Below are 23,829 nucleotides of genomic sequence, written 5' to 3'. Positions count from 1 at the left end.
ATAAAGGATTTTTTAGACAGCCTCTTAGCCTCAGACCGACGAGGCATGAATTTTTGGTAGTGGTTAATGTCTAAGTTGTAACATGACCAAGCAGCACTGACCGCTATACCCCCTCTCCCGCCGGGAGAGGGTTGGGGAGAGGGAGAAACGAAACTAATCCCACACGCGCTTTTTCGTGCAGGGCATAAACTCGACTCATTTGCAAAGATGCAGGTCCCTCGAGGAATCCTGGCCCGGCTGGCCCTGGCCGTCGCGGCCATCGGTCTGTTCCTGGTGGGCTACTACTGGGGAAACCAATACCAGCGCGCCACTTCGACTCCCCTCGCAATCGAAGGGGTCCTGATCCGACCGGCCCGCCTGCTTCCCGAGTTCACACTCCGAGACACAGCCGGGCAGCCCTTCACCACCGAGCATTTGGTGGGGCACTGGACCCTGCTATCCTTCGACGATCCAAACCAAGCCCTCGGCCAGCCAGCGGTCACGCGCATGATCGAGATACACAACCGCCTAGCGGACAATCCCGACCTCCAGGAGCGGCTTCTGCTCGTACTTGCGACCCAGCCTGAGGATTCGACCCCGGCGTTGGACTTCGACCGCTTGTCTCCGGTGCTTAGGCCCCTGTCGGGCACGGCCGGAGAGATGCAACGCCTGCGGACGGCCCTGGGAATGCCGGTGCAGGCAACTACCCCAGCCGCGGCCCAAGCGATTCCCGGCTACCTGATCGGACCCTCGGGTCGACTGTTGGCCCTGTTTCCGAGCGCCCAAACGCCTGCATCCATCGCCTCTGACCTGGCCGCCATCGCCGCCCATGACGAGACCCTGAGCCCCGATCATGATTGACAGACCACTGCGCTGGTATCACCGCCTCTACGTGGGTATCCAGTACCTGTTGCCCCATCACCTACTCTCGGCCCTCATGTTGCGGGCCACCAGGGTCCGCTGGCGACCGGTCAAGGACCTGCTCATCGGCACCGTCGTCCGCTACTATGGGGTGGACATGACCGAGGCCCGAGAGCCCGACCCCAGGGCCTATGCCAGCTTCAACGCCTTCTTTACCCGCCCCCTGCGGCAGGACGCCCGCCCCATCGCCATGCAGGAAGACGCCGTGGCCTGCCCGGCGGACGGGACCCTGAGCCAGCTCGGCACCATCGACGGCGGCCGCGTCTTTCAGGCCAAGGGATATGACTGCTCACTCCCGGAGCTGCTGGGGGGGCGTCAGGACTGGGCCCAAAGGTTCGACGGCGGGGTATTCGCTACTATCTATCTCTCCCCCCGGGACTACCACCGGGTACACATGCCCGTGGATGCCACCCTGGGGGAGATGATCCATGTCCCCGGACGGCTGTTCAGCGTCAACCCGGTCACCACGGCCCTGGTGCCACGATTGTTCGGCCGCAACGAGCGGGTACCCTGCCTGTTCGAGACCGGATGCGGCCCCATGGCCCTGATCCTGGTAGGGGCCATCTTCGTCGGCAGCATGGAGACCGTATGGGCGGGTCAGGTCACGCCCACCGGCATCCGTAGGCCCGGTCCGGCCCACGAGGGAGAGACGGTCATCCGTTTAGACAAGGGCGCGGAGATGGGGCGCTTCAACATGGGCTCCACCGTCATTCTGCTCTTCGGACCGGGCAGGATCACATGGGACCCAGGACTCAAACCCGGTGCTCGCCTGCGCATGGGGCAGCGAATCGGACGGATCCGTGAGTACGCCCCGGAGTGACCGGAGATATGAGAATGCCTATTGATCGATCAACCCTTACCCCGTATGAAGGAAAACGACGAATCACGCGAATCCACGCAAAAATCGGTTCGTGCCGGCTTGCATGATTCCTGGGTCGTGTTGACCTTTAGAAGGTCCGCACAGCGGATAGAAGGTCCGCACAGCGGACCCTACACTAACCAATTGATCGAGGCTCTTTATGGATTCCGGACTGCTTTGGAGTGCGCCGGCAAAGCGGCGCGGCCGCATCGAACCTCAGTCATGGGGGATACCAGCAGTGTTTGCCGGGAATCCGGGCCCTTAGGTTCCATCCGCGCCGCGGCGACGGCGCTTTCCCCTGGCCACAACACCCTTGTTGGGAACGGATACATCGCTAAATCCAAAGCGGCGGCAGGATGGTGCCACTTGGCCGCCCCCCGCTTATGCTTGGCGCTGTAGGTTCCGGTAAGCATCGGGGTCAGGTTGCCGCCGCATTCCAAAACGTCCGGTGGTACCCTTCCATGATCGTTGGCAGTCCGGAATCCATAAAGAGCCTTGATCGATTGTAGGGTCCGCTGTGCGGACCAGGATGTTGCAACCATTTGACACATGAAAACAGCTTCTCGTCCCCACGTGCCGCGTGGGGACGTGGAAGCTCCGCGCTGCGGAGAAGGTGGGTCGGAACAGCCTCTTGCCGACAAATCCTGGCCGGCAGGATGCCGGCGTTCCCAGCGTTACGGCGGAATACGCTGCGCTTTCCCGCCCTACGGTCCTCCCCAACCCTCTCCCGCCGAGGGTGTCGCAAAAGTTCTTTCGAACCACAGAGGACGCAGAGAAGAGCATAAGCCAATTCTCTGCGTTCTCTGTGTCCTCTGTGGTTTAAACTTCACAGGCTGGCAGCTGACACCACCGTTTTGCGACACCCTCCCTAATGGGGATGCCAAAACCTGCGGGGGAAGTTACCATATTGGAACTAGGGGATCACCTGGGAGCCGACTGTCCTCATGCACGCAGCCGATCTACTGAGCCATCGTGCCTTGCTGACGCCGGAGCGGGAGGCGTTGGTGGAGCTGGCGACCGGGCATCGCTATAGCTTCGCCGATCTCAATGCCCGCGCCAATCGTCTCGCCCATTTTCTGCGCAACCGCCTTGGAGTGGAAAAGGGGGACCGGGTATCGATCCTGGCCCACAACAGTGTGGTCTACTGTGATCTGTTCTATGCCGTGGGCAAGATCGGGGCCCTGTTGGCGCCCCTGAACTGGCGGTTGGCGGCGCGGGAGTTGGCCTATATCGTCAACGACAGTCGGCCCAAGGCGTTGTTGTGCGGGCCCGAATTTGCAGGTACCTTGGCATCATTGCGGGCCCAGGTGGACCTGGGTACCTGCGTCGCGCTGGAGGGCGCCGCTATCGACGGGGCCCTGGATTATGATACGGGCCTGGCGGCGGCACCGGAGACGGAACCGACGCGGCCATCGGGGCTGGACGCCGAGGACCCCTACTGCCTCCTCTACACCTCTGGTACCACCGGGCAGCCGAAAGGGGCAGTGATCCCGCACCGCCAGGTGTTCTTCAATTGCATCAACACTGCGGCCAGCTGGGGACTTTCGGAGCAGGATGTCTCGCCGGTGTTCGTTCCCCTGTTTCATGCCGGTGGTCTGTTCGCCTTCCTGACGCCCTTGTTCTACCTCGGCGGCAAGATCATCCTGGCCCGCGGCCTGGAGGTCGAGGAATCCTTGCGGGTCATCGAACAGGAAGGCTGCACCGTCATCCTCGGGGTGCCGACCATCTTCCAAATGTGGATGAAGTCGCCGCGGTTCGCGGCGGCGGATTTCAGCCGGGTGCGCTGGTTCATCAGCGGCGGGGCGCCTTGTCCCGAGGCCATCATGAAGGTCTGGCGGGAGCAAAAGGGTGTGGTGTTTCGCCAGGGATACGGGCTCACGGAGGTGGGTCCCAATTGCTTCAGCATGACGGACGCGGAATCCGTCCCCAAGAGCGGATCGGTAGGGAAGCCGATCTTTCACAGCGAGATGCGCATCGTCGACGAGTCCGGCGAAGAGCGACCCGTGGGCGAGGTCGGGGAGCTTCTGATCCGTGGTCCTCACGTCTGCTCGGGATATTGGAAAAACCCGGAGGCTACCTCCGAGGCCATCCGCGACGGCTGGTTTCACACCGGGGACATGGCGCGGCGCGATGAAGACGGCTTCTATTTTATCGTCGGCCGTTTTAAAGACATGATCATCAGCGGCGGCGAGAACATCTACGCCGCCGAGGTCGAGGCCGCCGTCCTGGAGCACCCGGAGATCGCGGAGGCGGCACTCATCGGCGCGCCCGATGCAAAGTTCGGGGAGGTAGGGCTGGTGGTCGTGGTGGCGCGGGAGGGCACAGCACCCGCCGCGGAATCCGTACTCCGGACCTGTGCGGATCACCTGGCGCGCTACAAGATCCCCAAACGCGTAGTCTTTGCCGACGCCTTGCCCTACTCGCCCTACGGCAAGGTGCAAAAGGCGGAGCTCAGGCAACGTTATTTGAATTTAAAGGAGGGCTGAGGTTCTGCCTCGGTAAACAGCCGGCTTGTCGATTCCAACGTCTATTCCAACCTTGGCCGGTGTCGTCGCGCAGACGGTCACCACCGCCCGGATCACCACCCGCGTCCTGTTTACCGGCCCCGAGACCGGGACCCCGGTCCTGTTCCTGCACGGCAATGTCACCTCCGCTACCTGGTGGGAGGAGGTGATGCTGAGTCTGCCCGGCACCTATCGGCCTGGGGGCTATCGAGGAATTGCGCCGGACCAGCGCGGTTTCGGCGCGGCGGACCCGAATAAAAAGATCGACGCGACCCGGGGCATGGGCGATCTGGCGGACGATGCCTTGGCCTTACTCGACCATTTGGGGGTGGCGCAGGCCCACCTGGTGGGAAACTCCATGGGGGGCTCGGTGACCTGGCGACTGCTGATGGCGGCGAGCGAACGCCTCTTGACGGTGACCTTGGTCAACCCAGGCTCTCCCTATGGTTTCGGCGGCACCAAGGACGTACAGGGCACCCCCTGCTGGGAGGATTTCGCCGGTTCCGGCGGCGGTTTGGCCAACCCTGAGTTTCTGCGCCTGGTCGAGGCCGGTGACGCTGGCCTTGACAATGCATTCTCTCCGCGCGCCGTGCTGCGGATGCTGGTCTACAAGCCGCCCTTCATCCCGGCCCGCGAAGACGACCTGGTGGCGGCCACCCTCCGGACCCACATCGGACCTGAGGATCTGCCGGGAGACAGCGTCGAGTCCCCGAACTGGCCGTTCAAGGCGCCCGGTCGCTGGGGTATGGCGAATGCCGCATCGCCCAAGTATGCCGGTGACCTGGAGGGCCTGTACAGGATCGAGCCGAAACCTCCCATACTCTGGATACGCGGTAGCCATGACCTGGCGGTCTCCGATGCGGCGGCCTCCTGCCCGGGGGCACTCGGGGCCGCGGGACAGATTCCCGGCTGGCCGGGGGCCGAGGTCTTTCCGCCTCAGCCCATGCTGGGCCAGACCCGAGCCGTGTTGGAGCGTTATCGGGCCGCCGGCGGCGCCTATGAGGAGGTGGTGATCCAAGACACCGGTCATGTCCCCTTCATCGAGAAGCTACCCGAGTTCAATCGGATCTTTCATCCCCATTTGGAGACCCCGCGGACGTAAGGTAGTTGGTGTGTCGTTTGATAGAAACCGCTTAATGCCCACCGCCAATCCGGGAAACCATGTTTGAACCGATAGGTCAAGGTCAGCAGGTGTTTACGCCGATTTCCGGGTAGCCGTTCGGAATCCATAACGGGCCTTTTTCAAGACACCCGGTAGACAATCCGGATAACAAACAAGGTAGAAACAGTCATGAAAAAATACGGTTTTGTCGCCTCCGGCGGCGGTTACAGAAGTTTTTATACGGAAGGGGCGCTGGTCTGGTTACGGCAGAATGGGGTCTCGGTATCCCATATCGCCTCCACCAGCTCGGGGAACAATATCGCCCTGGATTACCTCCTCTGGGATCAGGAGAAAGAGGAGCTGCCGCCGGTCCTTACCCGGACCATGCGCTTGAGTGTGGGAGACATCTTTCATGTCTTCAAGAACTTTCTGGGTCTGCGGCCTTCTCTGCTCCCCAACGGCTCTCACCTGTTCACCGTCGACAAGGACAGTTGCCGCAATTCCCTGACCCTGGACCAACCCGCAAGACAGGAGATCCTGAGCGGAAATCTGGCTGCCGTGAGCTGGGATGTCTTCACCACCAACCTGACGAAACGTGAGGGGAGGTCTTTCCGAATCAATGACATCCTGTCCGCAATCAATCCGGGTACGCTGGACCGCTTCATGGACGTATTTCTGGCCGGCATCACTACTATCCCTTATTTCAAGGCGGTCGAGATCGACGGCGATTTCTATCTGGAAGGCGGATACCTGGACAACACCCCCTTGAGGACCATGTTCGAAGATCCGGAAGTGGATGAGATCATCGCCGTCGATTTTACCGACTATGATTACCACGACGCGCTCAAGAAGCTGTATGCGACCCAGGTGTTCACCTTGCCGTTGAACAGCATCGACATGTATCTCCTAGTGAGCGACATCCAGCTGAGCCTACCCAATATCAAGGTCTTTACGGAGGCCAATCGCATCAACCGCATGCTCGAAGCACTCGACAAGACCTCCCTCGAGCTCGACGGGAAGACCTACTATCGCAAGCCGGTCCATGTATTGAGTCCCAAGAATCTGGAGAGCATGACCATCTCCTTGAAGGACAGTACGATCCAGAAAAAGTACTTCGAGCTTGGAAAAAACGATATGGCGGAGCTATCGGCCAATCGTTTGACATAGACGCGTGCCCCAGGGCAACCGACCTAAAAAATTTCTTGTACTCCGCTGCTGGAGGGCTTTGAATGCCGCTGCTCCGTTTCGATTGATGCTGCTGGCTTTGACGCTGGAAGGTGAGAGCCAACCAGCGGCTATGAATTCGCAATATCAATCAAAACTTAAGTGCTAGCGCACGGCTGCCTCGGATGCTACCAGCGCGGGCGCCGACCAGAGGCGTTCGAGGTTATAAAAGTCGCGCACCTTGGGCAACATGATATGGACCACTAGACCGTTGAGGTCCACCAGGGCCCATTCACCCTCCCGCACCCCCTCAGTGCCCAGGGGAGGCTCTCCCGCATCCTTGGCGCGGAAGGCGACCGTCTCGGCCAGCGCCTTGACGTGACGTTCCGAGGTGCCGGAAGCCACAATCATAAAGTCGGTCACCGTGGTCTTGTTACGCACATCCATAACCGAGACGTCCCGGGCCTTCATGTCGCCGAGGACGTTCAGGATCAGCCGTTTCAGTTGCTCTATCTGCATCGGATCTCCTCTGGACTTAAGGATTTCAGGCACAGCGTAGGATTCTAAGGGTCATTCAGGTCGATAGTAAGGGCTTGTAGGCGATACAGCCCCTCGCGTTCGATGAAGGCCAGCACGCTTGCGGGGAGCAGGAAGCGCGGACTTAAGCCCTGCGCGACCTGGGATCTGATGGCCGTGGCGGAGATATCCAGCTGGGTCACGTCCCGGCACAGGATCAGGCCGCCGGGGACCTGGGCTAGTGCTGCGGGGTCCGTGGCCAGACGCGGCTCCATCCAGCGCCGCAGCTCAGGATCCGTCACCGCGTCCGCTCCGGGGCGGCGCATGATCACTAAATGGGCCATACCTGCGATGTCCTCCCAGCGATACCAGGTCGGGAGTTCTGCGAAGGCATCCAGTCCCGTCAACAGGCAGATGGGGAGCTGGGGACCGAACTGTGCGCGTAAGGACACGAGGGTGTCGTAGGAGTAGGAGCTGCCGGTGCGTTGGAGCTCGCACGGGTCCGCGACAAACCCCGGTTGGCCTTCCACTGCCGCCCGCACCATGGCGAGACGCTGAGCGGCCGTCGCCACCGGTTGCATCCGATGCACGGCGGTCCTCAGGGGAACGAAGCGGATCTCTTGCAGCGGCAAACCCTGGAGCATATCCAGGGCCGGGCGCAGGTGGCCGAAGTGGATCGGATCGAAGGTGCCGCCGAAGATGCCGATCATGCCGCGCGCGTTCGGGTTTCCATCCGTGCGATTACCGATGAAGGTAAGTGCTTAAAGCGCCCCAAATCTTTCTCGCTATCCGACAAGAGGGAGGGGCAAGGGTTCCCACATGTTTCCGTGAAAATATGCCGAAACTTGGGTATTTTCATTAGTTGGGATGACTAACCTCACACGGCGGTCATATAAAGTTAGGGCATAAGTTGCGTCGAGTCAGTTGCCGGGTTTATCGTCAAGGTCTTTGTAAAGCGATCGTATTCCATAGTATAAGCCTTAGCCCAGCTATTATCGCTGTGATAGGGAATAATATGCTCCTCATCTTTATAGCCCGCAAATTTGGCCTCCGTAAACACACTCAAGGCCCAATCATCTTTCCACGGAGTACCAACAAAACATCTATTTATTTGAACCAGATTGTTTTTGATATCCAGAGCTTTTATCATATTGCCGACAATAAAAAAGCGGTGATTGGTTTCATCTATCCGCATGATATCGACATTAAGAATGTTTTCAACACAATCTGCCGCTTCGCTACTATGGGTAGCCGCACAACCCAATCCGGAGATTGCTGCTGCACTTATTACAATAAGGAGCTTACTTATTGAACTGATCAAAATTCCACCTCCTTTCCTCCCGTCTATCCGACGACGCTAAAAATGAACTGATGAGTTCGATACGTGCTCGATGGACTCGGATATTCGAGTCCATAAATGGATGCGCAAAGTCGCTTCGCACTTCGACGCGACTCCCTCGTGTTTTTGCGAGGTCTCTTAGTTCCTGCGAATTCTTTAGTGGTACAACTTTGTCGAGTTCTCCGGCAACCATTAGAAATCGGGAACCATCTTTCGGGAAGTTGACCACCGGATCGTACTCTTTCGGGCATCCCACGTTTGAGACGCGGCTTGGCGTCGAGTCAATGACGGCGCGATCGAAGGAGATGCCTGATCCAACTACATTTAGCAAAACGATCCCACCGAAAGATATGCCGTAGAGAAATCGCCTGCCGTGCGTTGATCCATTGATGCTGTCGAAGATTTCCTTGTAGTCATTTACAATTGCCTTCAGTCGGCGCTTTCCTTCTGAATTGCCGTAACCCCGATAGTCGAAGATGTACGCCTCAATTCCTGCTTGTGAAAAGTTGGCTAGACTGGAAAGTAGTTGATCAGCCAACATTGCGTTACCTTGAGCTACCAAGACAGAGCCAACAACAGTTCCCTCAGGGTGCATGCTTCTTAGCTTGTAGCCCCTCAAGACACGACCGTCCTTTGTCTTGTGCGATATCGGTTCTGCGTTTGGAACGTGATTAGCAACTTCTGTACTCGGCTCGCCGGCGGCACTGCTCCACAGCAAGAACATAAGAGGTTCTTGTATTGACCCGCAGATGCTCTTCTCCAGATTTTCTGGTTTGGCTACAGTGGCGGTCATCAGTATCGAGATGAGGATAAACGACGTGAGAATCAGACGAAGCTTTTGCATGTAACTTCCTCCGCGCCCCTTGTGCTGCTGCCACCTAACGCTTCACATCAGCCGACCCACAAAAGCAGAGCGAAGCGGCACTTTTGTGGGTCGGCTGGATGTGATTGGCAGCTTAAATGTTAGGCGATTCGTTCGTCCCCTCGCCCCAATCCTCGGCTGGCTGTACCTGCCAGGTGTGTCGGTAATTGTCGCATTACCGAGGCGCGAAATTAAAGAACTGCCTTCAAAGCCGCGATCATTGTCCGTACCTGGTGGTATCCTCTCTCCTCGCTTTCAGGGTAGCATTGTCCGCAACCCAGTTATCTGGGCTGTCTCGTATGCTTCTTGTCTCGCCGGACGACGTTGACGTCCCAACCAGAGCGATCCAGCTTTCTTTCTTTTCATGTCGGCCCTCGAAGATCTCGCCTGGGCGGTTGACATTCAACTCTGCGCGATGAGTTTTTTTACCGTCCTGGGGCGAGGCCGGCGAAGCCACTGGCGATCCTTATCCCCGCCAGCGGCCCGGCCGTGATTGTGAAGGCCGGTCCGGACCCTCGACAGGCCTGATGGGGGTCGGTCAGTCTTCCGAGCTAATTATCAGGGCGCCTGCTCGGGCTTAAGGGAAGACCCGCGGTAACGCGTGCGGCAGGCCAGAGCTGGCCTGATCAGGCCTAGCAATCCCACTTATCACAGGGTCTCCGACCCGTGGCGGCCCTCGACCGGACTTCAGCAGACCCGATGAGATCGATTCCGTCTTCGAGAGAGCTAATTACATCGGGGCCACCAGCAGGCTTCGATCCGATAATGCATTCGGCAGATAGAGCTGGCCGGATCCAGACTAATCTTATCACAGAAGTCCCCTGACCCGTGGCAGCCCTCGACCGGACCCTCGGCAGGCCCAATCGGATCAGCCCCAGCCTTCCGAGCCAATTATCGGGCCTGCTCAGGCTTGGGAAGACCCGATAACGCATTCGGTAGGCCCGATCTGGCCGGATCAAGCCTGCTTGAAATCCCCACATATCAGGGGGCCTTCCCGACGCGTGGCAGGATCCTCTGCAGCATCCGGATCCCGGCCAACCTTCCGAGCCACGGTCAAAGTGAAACGGAGCGGCTATGGCTCATGGGATCTCTGAAACACTCCGCGGCGCGGAGCTTGGGCGTTCCCACGCAGCGCGTGGGAACGAGAAAGATACAAAGCGCATCGCGTGCGGCGCGGAGAATCAGCGGATTTGTTCGCTCAACAGCTGTAAGATGCGTTCTGCGGTAGCGGAAGATGCGGGCTGGCCGACCTGGTCACGCACGACGACGCGGGTCTGGGTGCCGTCGCCCATGAGCTTGACCTGGTACTGGGCGACCCCTTTTTCGTCATCGCGACGCCAGAACGCGAGCCTCGATCCCCAACTCTTTTTTCTCTCACCTTTTGCCGGATCATCGTATCGGACATAGTAGACCCCACGCATACGGTCCCGGTCCTCCACCGCGAAACCGACTCGATCCAAGGCCACTCCGGTCAGGCGCCAGGCCCGTCGGTACTCATCGGAAATGATCAGCAGGCTCTCCCCGCCGGGACCCTTGGCAAGTCGCGATTTCGGGCGTTTGGTTGCCTGCTGCTTAGCCGCAGCCAGCTCGCTTTCCGGTTGCTTGGAGGCACCAAGGTAGACCATGAGCCGACGCAACATGGTTACCTCCTTGCCCGGATCCGCAGGGGCCGGCTCCCAGACGGACGACGCTTCCCCGCCCGCCACACTGGTGCGCAGATGTTCCTCCATGGCCCGGTGGGTCAGATACAGATCGGTCATCCCGGCACTTAGACCCGGCTCGATACGGACGCGATACTGATCGCGTATGGAGGTGGAATAGAGCCCATCCACCACCTTACGCAGTAGTTTGGTAACGAAGTCTCGACGGATCTCGGCCCGATTCTCCAACCAATCGGTCTTCATGATGCCGGTGGACGGGTCTTGCTCCACCAGCAAGATACCTTGAGAACGCCAGAAGCTGATTAGCTTCGGCCACACCTGTTGGGGTGAGCCATCGATCTCGAGCCAGCGATTATTCCCCTCGCGGCGCAGTTTGACGTCTTTCACCTCCGGCAGCACTTGGGCGCTGCCCGCGGTCCGGCGCCGCGCCGATTGCTCGCCCACATACTCGGAGTAGGTGGTGGCCCCATCGAGCGGCGGGACGTCCATGGCATCGTCAAAGCTGCCGGCGGTCAGGTCCGGCGGAATCTCCAAATTCTCCGCCGCCTCGCGTTGCTTCTTGTATTGCAGGCGTTGATCGGGTAGATAGTCGCCCACATTCGGTGTACTACCGCATGCCGATAGCAGCAGTACACTCAACATAATAATCGCGAGGGCCAGCGTGTTCCGCATCGGGGTTGCGCTTCTGTTATCGCAAGGCCCTTCGGCAAACCGCATCGAAGGCACCCCCCTTGGGCAATTCCTTGAAGAATAATTCATAGCACACGCCCGCTTGCTTGTCTTTTCGTCTAACGTCCAAAGTCGTTCGCTGCTTCGTGGCCTACCCTCCGCACTCAGGGTAGGTTCTCCGCTTGCCACTCGCCCTAAATGACGCCTGCCTGCTCCATGGCGGCTCGCACGGTGGGCTGCGCGTCTGCCGTCAGCCAGGTCAGCGGCAATCTGATCCCCCGCGCTGACAGCCCCATCTCAGCGACCGCCCATTTCACGGGTATCGGGCTGGACTGCACGAACAGACCGCGGTGCAGGGGATCGAGGCGGGCGTTGATCGCCAGCGCCTCGTCACGCCGACCGGACAGGGCCGCGGCACACATCTGCTGCATGAGCCGGGGGGCAACATTGGCGGTCACCGAGATATCCCCGTGACCACCCTGCAAGATGAACTCGCAGGCAGTCGCATCGTCACCACTGAGCAGGTCAAAATCCTCCGCGCACAGTGACTTCAAGCGGACGAGCCGCTCCAGGTCTCCGGTCGCCTCTTTGATACCCACGATATTCGGAATCCGGGACAAACGCGCCGCGGTCTGGGGCAGCAGATCACAGGCCGTCCGACCGGGCACGTTGTACAGGATTTGTGGCATCTCCACGGCCTCGGCGATGGCCTTGAAGTGCAGATACAGTCCCTCCTGGGTCGGCTTGTTGTAATAGGGTGTGACCAACAAGGCTGCGGCCGCTCCGGCCCGTTGCGCGCAATTGGTCAGCGCGATGGCCTCGGTGGTGGAATTCGCACCGGTACCTGCGATCACCGGGACGCGACCCGCGGCGAACTCCACGACGCTGCGCACGAACGCGCAATGCTCCTGCTCATCCAGGGTCGCGGATTCTCCAGTGGTCCCGGCGGCAACGATTGCCGAGGTGCCAGCTTCCACGTGGAAATCGACCAGCCGACGTAGGGAATCCTCGTCGATCCGGCCATCTTCATGCATGGGTGTGATCAAGGCAACGATGCTACCGCGAAACATAACAAGGCGACTCCGGGATGGGAAAATTAGGGCATATTATCTTGCCGTGACTCGGGTAGCACAACCTAACTGCTTTTCCAGCTACCAGTCGCCAGCTACCAGTCGCCAGCTACCAGTCGCCAGCTACCAGTCGCCAGCTACCAGTCGCCAGTCACCAGTCACCAGTCACCAGTCGCCAGTCACCAGTCGCCAGTCACCAGTCGCCAGTCACCAGTCGCCAGTCACCAGTCACCAGTCACCAGTCGCCAGTCACCAGTCACCAGTCACCAGTCGCCAGTCACCAGTCACCAGTCGCCAGCGATTCTCCTCCGTAGGTGTAGAAACGCGTCGCTGGTAGCTGGCAGCTGGCGACTGGTAGCTGGTAGCTGGTAGCTGGTAGCTGGCAGCTGGTAGCTGGTAGCTGGTAGCTGGTAGCTGGTAGCTGGCAGCTGGCAGCTGCATTCCCCGGCCGTGGGCTTCGAGGCGCGCCCGAGCCCATGCTAAACTCAAGTCCGATCCAACCGCTGACAAGACTCATTGGGATTTAAGACCATGCCCACGCAGAAGACCTACCTCGTGCTCTCCGCCCTGGGGGAGGATCACCCCGGCATCGTGGATACCTTGTCCAAGACCATCCTCGAGCAGGGTTGCAACATCGAGGACAGCCGTATGACCGTCCTGGGTGGAGAGTTCGCGGCCATCCTTTTGGTACAGGGCAAGTGGAACACCCTGGCCAAAATCGAGAACGCATTGCCGGAGCTCGAGCGGCGATTGGGCATGACCATCATCTCCAAGCGTACCGGGGAGCGAACCGCCGAAGCCAACCTGTTGCCCTATGCAGTGGACGTCATCGCCATGGACCACCCAGGCATCGTCAACAACCTGGCCGGGTTTTTCTCAGAGCGCGGCATCAACATCGAAGACCTGACGACCAGCACCTACGCCGCCGCACATACCGGAACGCCGATGTTCGCCGTGCACATCACCATCGGCATCCCCGCGGACATGCACATCGCAACGCTCCGCGAGGAGTTCACGGATTACTGTGATGGGTTGAATCTGGACGCCGTACTCGAGCCGCTGAAGGGGTGAGGCGATATTTGGGAAGCTGCCCGGCTAAAAGCAATCCTGAATGATTTAGCGCGGTTTGGTGTACCGAACTTTCTTTATCCACAGATTACGCAGAGTTCCACAGATTAAGAACGAAACAATCTGCGTAATCTGCGGAATGAATCCTCCCCGCCCCAAGGGGCGGGGTATCAATCGGATGGAAGTCTTTTTTCTCGCCGCAAACAGCGGGGAATTCGACCCACAGAGATTAAAAAGACGCTTTCTCTCGTTCCCACGCGGCGCGTGGGAACGAGAAAAAACCAATCTAAGGAGATCACGAATGAGCCTAACCATCGGCGACAGAGCACCCGACATCGTGCTGACAACCACCGGCGAGAAGCGGTTGCAGCTATCCGATTTTCGCGGCAAAAACCTGGTGCTCTTTTTCTATCCCAAGGCAAGCACACCCGGTTGCACGACGGAGGGGCAGGACTTCAGGGACGCCGCTGATGCCTTCGCGGCGACCGCCACCAAGATCCTGGGCGCATCCCGGGACGGACTCAAGGCCCAGGAGAACTTCAAGGCCAAGCACGCCTTTCCTTTCGACCTGGTCTCCGACCAGGACGAGGCCTTGTGCAAGCTGTTCGACGTCATCAAGCCCAAGAAGATGTTCGGTAAGGAATACTTGGGGGTAGAACGCAGCACCTTTCTGATCGACAAGACGGGCGTACTGCGTCGGCAATGGCGGAAGGTGAAAGTCAAGGGCCACGTGCATGAGGTCCTCGCGGCCGCCGAGGAACTGGACCCCTGAGTCCGAATCCCCCTCCGTCGATGGCCGTCAGGAGCCTTTCGATGCTGCGTTTCGAACCGCGATTGACGCTGAGGCATGGTGGGATTCGGAAATGACCAAACGCGATAATGACAGGCCCCGCCTCTTCGTCCTCGACACCAACGTGCTGATGCACGACCCCACGTCCCTATTCCGCTTCCATGAGCACGACATTTATCTGCCCATGGCCGTGCTCGAGGAGCTCGATAAGGGCAAGAAAGGGATGTCGGAGATGGCACGGAACGTGCGCCAGGTCAGCCGCTTTCTCGATGGACTCATGAGCGGCGCCGACCAGGAGAAAATCGCCGCCGGACTGCCTCTTACGCCGTTTATCGAGAACAGCGGCTCCCATACGACCGCAGCCAACGGGCGCATCTTTTTCCAGACCGCACCATTGGACCTCGACCTCCCGGCGTCACTGCCGGGCAGCAACCTCGACAACCACATCCTGGGCACCGCCCAAGCCCTCCAGAAGATCCACCGGGACCACACCGTCATCATCGTCTCCAAGGACATCAACCTGAGAATCAAGGCGGCGGTTCTGGGTATCCCGGCGGAAGACTATGCCAACGACCAGGTACTGGACGACGTTTCGCTGCTCTACACGGGGCAGGAGGAGCTGCCGGAGGGCTTTTGGACCTGTCACGACAAAGCCGTGGAGTCCTGGCAAGCGGCCGGCCGCACCTTCTACAAGATCAAGGGGCCGGACATCGCCGACTGGTATCCGAGCCAGTGCCTTTATTGCGAGGAAGACGAGCGCTGCGAGGCCATCGTGCGGGAGAAGCCTTCCCCCACCGCGGCGATCATCGAGCTGGCCGAGGATTTCCGCTCGCCTCGGCACAACGTATGGGGCATCACCGCGCGCAACCGGGAGCAGAATTTCGCCCTCAATCTGCTCATGGACCCGGGGCTGGACTTCGTTACCCTGCTCGGGGCCGCCGGTACCGGTAAGACCCTGCTGGCCCTGGCCGCCGGCCTATCCCAGGTGCTGGACCGCAATCTTTACCGCGAGATCATCATGACCCGGGAAACGGTGCCGGTCGGGGAGGACATCGGCTTCCTGCCCGGAACCGAGGAGGAGAAGATGGCCCCCTGGATGGGGGCCCTCATGGACAACCTGGAGGTACTCACCCAGACGGAGGGCGGTGAGTGGGGCCGGGCGGCAACCAATGATCTGTTGCGTAACCGCATTCGCATCTCCTCCCTCAACTTCATGCGCGGGCGCACCTTCTTACGCAAATACATCATCCTGGACGAGGCCCAGAACCTCACGGCCAAGCAGATGAAGACGCTGATCACCCGGGCCGGACCCGGCACCAAGATCGTCTGCCTGGGCAACATCTCCCAGATCGACACCCCCTACCTCACGGAGACCAGCTCCGGACTCACCTACGTGGTCGACCGCTTCAAGGATTGGGCACACGGCGGACACATCACCCTGATCCGCGGCGAACGCTCGCGGTTGGCGGATTTCGCATCCGAGTGTCTATAACCGGCGGAATATCCGCCAATACCATTGTTTAAGAGGCTGTCTAAAAACTAACCTATTGATTTTCGGCTGGCTCCCCAGGCTCCAGCGTGGGAACGAGCGTGAAACGACGAATCACGCGAATCCTCGCGGATGTCAGGTGTCAGGTCTTGATGCCGACTCCGCGGCGCAGCAGGTGGAGGCTGTAGAGGGTCAGCACGGCGATAAAGCCCAGGATGATCGCGAAGGCCACGCCCACCGGGATGTCGCTCACCCCCAGCAACCCGAAACGGAAGGCGTTGACCATATAGAGCACCGGATTGGCGAGGGACAGGTTCTGCCAAAAGGCCGGCAAGAGCTCGATCGAGTAGAAGACCCCCCCCAGATAGGTCAGGGGTGTGAGCACGAAGGTGGGGATGATCGAGACGTCATCGAAGCTGTTGGCATAGATGGCATTGATGAATCCCCCGAGGGCGAACAACACGGCGGTGAGTATGAATACCAGGATGGTGATGCTATAGCTGTGGATCTGGATCCGGGCAAAGACCAAGGCCACCAGGGTCACTAGGACACCGACCACCAGGCCCCGAGCGACGCCGCCGGCGACGAAGCCGGCCAGGATCACCCAATTGGGAACAGGGGCGATCAGCAGCTCCTCCACATAGCGGGAGAACTTGCTCGCATAGAAGGAACCCACCACGTTGGCGAAGGCATTGGTGATGACCGCCATCAGCACCAGGCCGGGGACGATGAAATCCAGATAAGCGAAGCCACCCATGGGCCCGATGCGTTCGCCGATGAGCCGGCCGAAGATCACAAAGTAAAGGGTCGTGGAAATGGCCGAGGGCAGCACCGTCTGCACCCAGATCCGCGAGAAGCGCCGGATCTCCTTGACCAGGATGGTGGAGAAGGCGATCCGGTAGTGCCGCCAGCGATTCATGCCGGCAGGTCCCTACCGCCCCTGTCGTTTTCCACCAGGGTCAGGAACAATTGTTCGAGCCGGTTCTGCTTGTTGCGCAGGCCCACGACCTCGATGCCGGCGTGCGACAGGGCCTCGAACAGACCATTGATGCTGGTGTCCTCGGCTACTTCCACCTCCAGGGTGTGGTCGTCGCGCTGCTCGAGCACGAATCCGTCGCGCTGCGGTAGCCGCGTCGGCCGCCGCTTGAGATCGAGTACCAAGGTTTGGGTCTTCAATCTGCCGAGCAGGGCCCCCATATCCACATTCTCCGTGATCCGGCCGTCGTTGATGATAGCGATATTGCGGCACAGGCTTTCTGCCTCCTCCAGATAATGGGTAGTGAGGATGATGGTGGTGCCGCCGGCATTGAGCTCGCGCAGGAAGCGCCACACGGCATGGCGGATCTCGATGTCCACCCCGGCGGTGGGCTCGTCCAGGATCAACAGCCGTGGCCGGTGTACCAGCGCGCGGGCGATCATCAGGCGTCGTTTCATGCCGCCAGACAGCACCCGCATCTGCGAGCCCCGTCGGTCCCAGAGGTCGAGCTGACGCAGCGCGTATTCCGCCCTCGCTTCGGCCTCGCGCCGCGGGATACCATAGTAGCCGGCCTGATTGATAACCACCTCGATGACCGGGAGGAACAGGTTGAAATTGAACTCCTGGGGCACCAGGCCCAGGCTGGCCTTCACCAGCTCCGGCTCCCGATCCAGATCGTGGCCGAAGACATGCACCTCGCCCCCGGTCTTGGTGACCAAGGAGGCGACGATGCCGATCAGGGTCGACTTGCCGGCGCCGTTGGGTCCGAGGAGGGCGAAGAAGTCACCCTCGTCCACCGTCAGATCCACACCTCTCAGGGCCTGATGGCCGTTGCGGTAGACCTTGGTGAGCTTTTTGACGGCGAGTGCGGGCATGGAAATGGCGAGTATAACAGCGGGTGCAGCGGTTAAACTAGGTGCCCCTGGTATGCTTTTCAACCCAATGCCATTAAGTTAAGCGTTACTGGTCAACAAACAAGAGGAGAAACGACGAATCACGCGAATCCGCGCGAAATTGTCATCCCGAACCGAAGGGAGGGATCTTGTTCGCGCCGATTCGCGCGCTTCGTCGTTTTCTCTTCCGCATCCTGATCGACCACGACAAGCGGTCAGCAGCTAACTTAATGGCATTGCCCCCCACCCAGCGAACCTGACCGCACACCAAAGGATAAATTAATCAATGCCGATACCGGAATACATTAAAGATATCGAGCACATTGCAAGGACGGCCCGTTCCGAATCGAAGCTCGAAGGGGAGTTCAACCGGATATTAAAGGAGTGCCTGGCTGAATTTGGCGTCGATTTTAATCCTCATGTAAATGAAACACTAAAAAGCATGGGCCTCTCTCAGGTGGATGCCGATCGTCCGGATGGTGTATTTGGTCACATCGTCTATGACTACAAGGCCCCGAAAGTCCTGTCGTCTGTTAAGGGTTTACAGGGGGCAAAGCAACAAATTGAGAGATACCTTGACCGCATCACCGGAGGTCATAAAAGGGATGCCGTAGCTTGTGGGCAATGGTTCGGTTATGTCTGCGATGGAATTACCCTTGTATACTGCCGTTCTAATTCACGAGTTTGGCAGTGGTCGCGCCCCTTGCCGATTACGGAAAGCACATTGCTCTTTCTCGTACATGCTTTCCGATCACTCCAACGCAAGCCCTTAACGGCGAAACTTCTTAGCTCGGCTTTCGGCAAGGAATCCGAGGTAGCCCAAGAACTCATCCGCGTGATGTGTTCCCACCTCTCGAAGCCACGACACAGGACCAATATGCTATTCAGGGAATGGAAGAGATTGTTTGAACAGGTTTCTATGTACGGCCTTGATCAACTTCCTTCTCTTAAACAATGGGCCGTGGATAATGGTATAGCAACCAAGGATGCTTCACATATCCTTTTTGCAGTGCACAGCTATTATAGTCTGGTGGTCAAGATTGTCACTTCGGAGCTACTCTCGATCTCAACCCACAATACATTTTCCGTATGTGAAGAAGTCACAGCAACGACTACAATCGAAGACCTTTATGCTGTGATGACTCGCATAGAGAATGGTGAGTATTATCGGAGATATCGCATCAGCAATTTTCTCGAAGGTGATTTTTTCAGCTGGTATATGAATGAACGATCACACCCTTTAGCCTCAGCCATAAGGGAGATCGCTCGTGAATTCCTCCAATTTGAACCAGCGAGCGCAATTCTTTTGCCGGAAGCAAAACGAGACCTGTTGAAGGAGTTTTATTCGTCACTTGTAGATGAACAAATTCGGCATGATCTCGGTGAATACTATACGCCCGACTGGTTGGCACAGCATCTGCTCAACCAAGCGGGATACCAAGGAGACTTGCATACGAAAGTTCTCGATCCTGCCTGCGGCTCCGGAACTTTTCTGGTTGAAGCCATTATCCGCTTAAAGGAGATCTGTTTTTCCGAAGGACTTTCAGCGCTTGAAACCCTGGAAACAATCCTGGCTAATATCAAGGGTCTTGATCTCAACCCGCTTGCTGTAATCTCTGCCCGCGCCAACTATATTCTTTCCATCTATGATCTTGTCTTCGATCTCGGCCACGATATCGAATTACCCGTGTATCTGGCTGATTCTATTAATGTTCCCGTTAAAAAACAAGACAGAGACGGCTCCAGGTATCTCGAATATCGCCTTGATACCGAAGTCGCAGATTTTGTACTTGAAATCCCATGGGAGCTTGTGCATTCACAGGTTATTGGACATGTCCTTTTCGCATGTGAAGAGGCCATCCTACGAAAGCAACCGTTCGACAGGTTTTTACGCACAATCCAACGGAATAAACAAGTTGCCCCTCATCTTTCTGATAACGTCGTCGAGCGGTTGCGCCGTTTTTATGATGTCATTGAATCCTTAGAGTCCCATGATTGGGATAAGATCTGGTGTCGCATTATTAAGAACAACTTTAGTCCTCATGGCTTTTCACCATTTGATTTGATTATTGGAAATCCACCTTGGGTACGCTGGAGCAGATTGCCGGAAACATACCGTAATCGTGTTAAAAATTTTTGTAACTACTATGGCCTCGTATCCGGTCGAGGATATTCGGGTGGTATTGAAAGTGACATTTCCACGGTAATTATTTTCAGTGCCGCGGACAACTGGCTCCGGGATGGTGGACTGATTGCCTTTCTTATCACTTGGACGGTCTTCAAAAGCAGCTCCGCACGTGGCTTCAGGATCGGCAGCTTACCTGGAGATACCGGCCTCAAGGTAACGCTGATTGAAGATATGACCAACCTACAGCCTTTCCCTGACGCAACGAACGAAACAGCCGTTTATATTGCCGAAAAAATACACCCTTCACACAATACCCAGTTTCAGAAGACAACCTGCAAGATTTGGAAACCTCAGCGGGGAAAGGCCCGTGTCGCTCCTTCCATGCCGCTTTCCGAAGTTTACGAGAGGTGCAAGATCGAGGAAGGCGTGGCCTGTCCTATCGGTGAATGGGGTACGCCTTTCTTCACCGGAGACATGGCACACTTCAGACAATCGGCCTTTCTCAGAGGAAAGAGTCCGTACTTAAACGCATCGCACCGGGGAACCATCTCGGATTGCGCACGTGTTTATTGGGTGAAGGTGCTCAGGTACTCCTCCGAAACGAAGCGTGCCCTCATCCGAACGCTGACAGAGGAGGAATTACCCCGCGCTCGTACCATCGACCCTGTTGCAGGTGCATGGATCGAAGCCGATCTCTTGTTTCCCCTTATACGCGGACGTGATCTTGGACGCTACTGCTCGAGCACTGATGGTTGGTACCAGATTATTCCCAACAAACACTATGAGAAGGTGGAATCGGAAGAGGATTTTGCAGACAAATATCCGCTTGCTTATTCCTATTTTAAGAACTATGAAAGTATCTTGCGTAATCGTTCCTCTTACAAACGCTATCAGAGGCACCTACCCTTCTATGTAGTCTATTGCGTCGGAGACTACTCCTTTAGTACCTACAAAGTTGTCTGGATGGAACAGCAGGCACCGGGGTCATTTCGTGCTTCGGTTGTGTCCGAAGATAAAAGCTCGATCGTACCCAATAGGCTTATTATTCCCGACCATAAGCTGTACTTTACGTCATTCGATACCGCCACCGAAGCCTATTATCTCTGTGGGTTCCTCAATTCTCTTCCCGTGCGCACTTGGCTTGGTGGGTTTCTTCTCGATAAGCAGATCGGCACAACCATTTTCGAGCATATGAATGTTCCCCGATTCAATCCAGGTAATGAGGCCTCCAAGCGCATCGCGGTTATTTCAGAAGCCGCGCACGCAGACCGTGACGGGACAAAGAATAAAAGGTTTCTGCAACATAAAATGGAAGAGCAGCTCACGGAGTACGTGAGAAAAGTATGCACATAAGGCGAGCAGATTGAGACCCCGGCGGGCTATCGATACAAGCCGAGCGGGTCCTGGAGATTCACCCCGTCCATGAAGGGGATACGACGGTCGTTGTTGGTGAGCTGGTAGATCCTGCCGATCCAATTGCCTACCACGCCTTCGGCGGTGTCATGCCAGGTGTTGTCGAGGCCGGTAATGATGTGCGCCTCGGGAAACGCCGGCGGCTCGTGGCCACTCTCTCGGGCCGCAAAGACCCGCTCCCGATGTTCGTCGAGGATAGCGCGGTCTCTGATCCCGATGTAGTGCTCCGGAACGGGGGGATAGTCGTCCCTGTGCGCAGCGGCGAAGCGATTGACCTCGCGCTTGTATTCCTTGAGCAAGGAGACGGTGTCGTACTCCGGGTGGCCCTGGAAGAAGACGATTCGGAATCCGTCTTCACTCACCGCGAGATGGACGCCGGCCTCGTCGCTTTCCACCAAGACGTGCAGTCCCGCGGCATCGAACTGGTCGCGGCCGATCTCGTTGAAGCGTGAGTGGGGGACGTCGAACAGGGTGTTGACGTCATTGACCAAGGGGTGCCGCCGGTCGACCACTCGGTGTGGATAGACCCCCCAGCGCTTGTCGGGTAAGGGATGGCGGCGCTGGCCGTAACGGAATTGCAGCACGGCATGGGTGGCGAGGCAGGAGCAGAGGGTCGAGGTGACATGCCCGAAGGCCCAGTCGATAACCTCGATCAAGGGCCGCCAGAAGGGCTCGTCTGCCAGATTGGGATGGCTCACATTAGCGCCGGTGATGATGAGCGCGTCCAGTCCCTCCGCCCGGATGCGATCGAAATCTCGGTAATAACGGTCAATGTGCGCCTGGGCCGTGGGGGACCGTTGCAGCTCCCGGAGGGTGAAGGGGTAGACATAGAATTGGGCGATCTGATTGCTCTCGTTGATGAGGCGTAGAAACTGCCGTTCCGTGGCCGCCAAGGCCGCATCCGGCATCATGTTCAAGAGCCCGATGTGCAGCTCACGGATATCCTGCTGCAGCGCCCGGTCCGGCTCCAGAATGGACTGGCCTTCTCGGCGCAGCTGCGCGAACGTCGGGAGATCGGTATTGGCGACGATCGGCATGTCAGGCCCCCTTGCTGGCGATGGCCTGCTCGAGCAGGCCCAGGAAGTCCTGTTCGTCACGCACCTGCATCGCCTCCGTGGCGCTGACCTGGTAGCCATGGGGTCCGGCGATGGCCTCGTATCTGGGGACCCGGGTATGGAAGAGTCGGGGAAAGACCCAGCGCGTGAAGTCGTCCGGGTCGATCTGGGCCACAAACTCCAGACGGTGCAACGCCAGGTAATCCTTGACCGCGGTCTTCAGGAACTCCGGTCGATAGTAGAGCGGCTTGGGATCGGCCTGGGCACGCTCGATGAGCATAGTCTTGTCCTGATCCGGGACCCGGATGTAGAGGATCAGGCTGTGGCGGGCGAGCAGATCGATCACCGCCGGCTCGTCGAGCTCGCACAGGCTGCCGCCGACATCATTGACGAGGTGGCGGTAGCCGTAAATCTCCTGCGCCTTGCGCACAAACTCGGGTAGATCCTGCATGGCCCGGATCTCCGCGTCCCGGTACAGGGCCTGACGACGGTTGAACTCGCCCAGCGGGAGCCCACCGCGCTCCGGATTTCCGAGCTTGCCGATGAAGCTCAGCACCGGCCCGAGGTCGTCCACCTTGATGTTGTTACGCACGAAGATCCAATCGCGCCGCAACAGGTCTCTGAGAAAGGGTACCTGCATGGCCTGGCTCTTGATCAGGTCGAGGATGGGCTCGTCCAGGTACCGGGTCCCGATCCGGTAGTCGCCCGAGTAGTGAAACCAGTCCTGGCGCCGCAGCAGAGTCGAGAGGCAGGTCTTCCCCACGCCGGACATGCCGAGCAGGGTAACGCACTTGTTCCCCCAGGCGCGGAACTCGTCGACGGTGAACTTCAAGCCAGGTCCTCCTTGGCAAACCGGGGCCAGTCAAATCCGAATGATAACATTCGAGGACCTGTAGGATGGGCAAAGCAAGCGTCCATCAGGACGGTTCATAAGGTCTCGGTCATTTCGCGGAGGTTCCCGGACCGCGGCTGCCTGAGGGTGCACAAAGCGCAGCGTGCCCATCAACAGTGGGCTGCCGGCGGCAAAGCGTAGGCTGTATTGAGCGCCTGTCTGCGTACAGGGACGCACAGGCAGGCAGCGAACCGCATTGCCGACGATCGTTTGCATTGCGGCACATTGGAGATCTGCTTATAGTTTTGTTCCTTACGATTATTTGGGTGCATTCGTGGCTCAATCAGTCGCCAGCAACCCGCGTAGGGCGGGTAAGCGGCCCCCCGCGCGGCTGCGGTAGCCCCATGAGTCGGGGCCGCGCAACCCGCCGGCCAGTCGCCGGCTTCCAGCGGGCAGCAGCCGGCGACTGGTAGCTGGTAGCTGGTCGATACGATTCGCTGCGTTCAGCACATCCTCGCCATGTTCTGATTCTACGGGCT

At 58.4% G+C, this 23,829-nt stretch carries 21 protein-coding genes; 9 read left to right on the top strand and 12 right to left on the bottom strand.

Annotation, left to right across the window (positions count from 1 at the left end; translation table 11 throughout):
- The first annotated feature begins 207 nt into the window (after window positions 1–207).
- The 5 genes from E1958_RS01395 (at window position 208) to E1958_RS01375 (ending at window position 6,532) form a co-directional block, all read left to right on the top strand.
- On the top strand, window positions 208–840 hold the full coding sequence (locus E1958_RS01395; RefSeq protein ID WP_133510278.1) for an SCO family protein: 633 nt from the start codon (window positions 208–210) through the stop codon (window positions 838–840).
- Complete coding sequence (gene asd, locus E1958_RS01390) at window positions 833–1,720, top strand: archaetidylserine decarboxylase (protein WP_133510277.1); 888 nt, start codon at window positions 833–835, stop codon at window positions 1,718–1,720. The genes E1958_RS01395 and asd overlap by 8 nt, the downstream gene beginning before the upstream one ends.
- Window positions 1,721–2,703: 983 nt before the next feature.
- A complete protein-coding gene (locus E1958_RS01385) occupies window positions 2,704–4,245 on the top strand; it encodes an acyl-CoA synthetase (protein ID WP_133510276.1) in 1,542 nt (513 codons plus the stop codon).
- 25 nt (window positions 4,246–4,270) lie between these two features.
- Complete coding sequence (locus E1958_RS01380; protein WP_165742301.1) at window positions 4,271–5,365, top strand: alpha/beta hydrolase; 1,095 nt, start codon at window positions 4,271–4,273, stop codon at window positions 5,363–5,365.
- A gap of 189 nt (window positions 5,366–5,554) precedes the next feature.
- Window positions 5,555–6,532 (top strand): patatin-like phospholipase family protein, encoded by a 978-nt coding sequence (locus E1958_RS01375; RefSeq protein WP_133510275.1) that lies wholly within the window; start codon window positions 5,555–5,557, stop codon window positions 6,530–6,532.
- Window positions 6,533–6,694: 162 nt separating this feature from the next.
- On the opposite strand, the gene rsfS is transcribed toward E1958_RS01375, so the two are convergent.
- The 7 genes from rsfS to E1958_RS20735 all read right to left on the bottom strand — a co-directional run bounded on the left by rsfS (window position 6,695) and on the right by E1958_RS20735 (window position 13,135).
- The gene (gene rsfS / locus E1958_RS01370; protein ID WP_089728035.1) at window positions 6,695–7,048 is read right to left on the bottom strand and encodes a ribosome silencing factor; all 354 of its coding nucleotides are present in this window, start codon (window positions 7,046–7,048) and stop codon (window positions 6,695–6,697) included.
- A 44-nt stretch (window positions 7,049–7,092) separates the two neighbouring features.
- A complete protein-coding gene (gene nadD / locus E1958_RS01365) occupies window positions 7,093–7,755 on the bottom strand; it encodes a nicotinate-nucleotide adenylyltransferase (protein ID WP_133510274.1) in 663 nt (220 codons plus the stop codon).
- Between the two features lie 188 nt (window positions 7,756–7,943).
- Window positions 7,944–8,366: a hypothetical protein gene (locus E1958_RS01360; protein WP_133510273.1), complete on the bottom strand. Its 423-nt coding sequence runs from the start codon at window positions 8,364–8,366 to the stop codon at window positions 7,944–7,946.
- Window positions 8,347–9,228 carry an alpha/beta hydrolase gene (locus tag E1958_RS01355; RefSeq protein ID WP_133510272.1) on the bottom strand — a complete coding sequence of 294 codons (882 nt, stop codon included), beginning with the start codon at window positions 9,226–9,228 and terminating at the stop codon, window positions 8,347–8,349. The genes E1958_RS01360 and E1958_RS01355 overlap by 20 nt, the downstream gene beginning before the upstream one ends.
- 1,199 nt (window positions 9,229–10,427) lie before the next feature.
- A complete protein-coding gene (bamC, locus tag E1958_RS01350; protein ID WP_133510271.1) occupies window positions 10,428–11,549 on the bottom strand; it encodes an outer membrane protein assembly factor BamC in 1,122 nt (373 codons plus the stop codon).
- Between the two features lie 221 nt (window positions 11,550–11,770).
- Window positions 11,771–12,646: a 4-hydroxy-tetrahydrodipicolinate synthase gene (dapA, locus tag E1958_RS01345; RefSeq protein WP_133510270.1), complete on the bottom strand. Its 876-nt coding sequence runs from the start codon at window positions 12,644–12,646 to the stop codon at window positions 11,771–11,773.
- 249 nt (window positions 12,647–12,895) lie between these two features.
- Entirely contained in the window at window positions 12,896–13,135 is a 240-nt protein-coding gene (locus tag E1958_RS20735) for a hypothetical protein (protein WP_208108557.1), read from the bottom strand.
- Between the two features lie 42 nt (window positions 13,136–13,177).
- On the opposite strand from E1958_RS20735, the gene E1958_RS01330 reads away from it, so the two are divergent.
- The 3 genes from E1958_RS01330 to E1958_RS01320 all read left to right on the top strand — a co-directional run bounded on the left by E1958_RS01330 (window position 13,178) and on the right by E1958_RS01320 (window position 15,996).
- Window positions 13,178–13,717 (top strand): glycine cleavage system transcriptional repressor, encoded by a 540-nt coding sequence (locus E1958_RS01330; RefSeq protein ID WP_133510269.1) that lies wholly within the window; start codon window positions 13,178–13,180, stop codon window positions 13,715–13,717.
- Between the two features lie 298 nt (window positions 13,718–14,015).
- Window positions 14,016–14,486 (top strand): peroxiredoxin, encoded by a 471-nt coding sequence (locus tag E1958_RS01325; protein ID WP_133510268.1) that lies wholly within the window; start codon window positions 14,016–14,018, stop codon window positions 14,484–14,486.
- A gap of 91 nt (window positions 14,487–14,577) precedes the next feature.
- On the top strand, window positions 14,578–15,996 hold the full coding sequence (locus tag E1958_RS01320) for a PhoH family protein (protein WP_133510267.1): 1,419 nt from the start codon (window positions 14,578–14,580) through the stop codon (window positions 15,994–15,996).
- 139 nt (window positions 15,997–16,135) lie between these two features.
- On the opposite strand, the gene E1958_RS01315 is transcribed toward E1958_RS01320, so the two are convergent.
- A complete protein-coding gene (locus E1958_RS01315; protein WP_089728740.1) occupies window positions 16,136–16,912 on the bottom strand; it encodes an ABC transporter permease in 777 nt (258 codons plus the stop codon).
- On the bottom strand, window positions 16,909–17,844 hold the full coding sequence (locus E1958_RS01310; protein ID WP_133510266.1) for an ABC transporter ATP-binding protein: 936 nt from the start codon (window positions 17,842–17,844) through the stop codon (window positions 16,909–16,911). The genes E1958_RS01315 and E1958_RS01310 overlap by 4 nt, the downstream gene beginning before the upstream one ends.
- A gap of 304 nt (window positions 17,845–18,148) precedes the next feature.
- Here E1958_RS01310 and E1958_RS01305 point away from each other — a divergent pair, with 304 nt between their 5' ends.
- Window positions 18,149–21,343, top strand: a complete 3,195-nt coding sequence (locus E1958_RS01305; protein ID WP_133510265.1) for an N-6 DNA methylase — start codon at window positions 18,149–18,151, stop codon at window positions 21,341–21,343.
- Window positions 21,344–21,369: 26 nt separating this feature from the next.
- On the opposite strand, the gene metA is transcribed toward E1958_RS01305, so the two are convergent.
- From metA to E1958_RS20005, 3 genes are all read right to left on the bottom strand, one after another.
- Window positions 21,370–22,440, bottom strand: a complete 1,071-nt coding sequence (metA, locus tag E1958_RS01300) for a homoserine O-succinyltransferase MetA (protein WP_133510264.1) — start codon at window positions 22,438–22,440, stop codon at window positions 21,370–21,372.
- A gap of 1 nt (window position 22,441) precedes the next feature.
- The gene (locus E1958_RS01295) at window positions 22,442–23,290 is read right to left on the bottom strand and encodes an ATPase (protein WP_133510263.1); all 849 of its coding nucleotides are present in this window, start codon (window positions 23,288–23,290) and stop codon (window positions 22,442–22,444) included.
- 339 nt (window positions 23,291–23,629) lie between these two features.
- Window positions 23,630–23,800 carry a hypothetical protein gene (locus E1958_RS20005; protein WP_165741800.1) on the bottom strand — a complete coding sequence of 57 codons (171 nt, stop codon included), beginning with the start codon at window positions 23,798–23,800 and terminating at the stop codon, window positions 23,630–23,632.
- Window positions 23,801–23,829: the final 29 nt, after the last annotated feature.

The organism is Candidatus Thiosymbion oneisti (assembly GCF_004359955.1).
GTDB lineage: Bacteria > Pseudomonadota > Gammaproteobacteria > Chromatiales > Chromatiaceae > Thiosymbion > Thiosymbion oneisti.
This window is presented reverse-complemented; position numbering and strand designations above follow the sequence as displayed.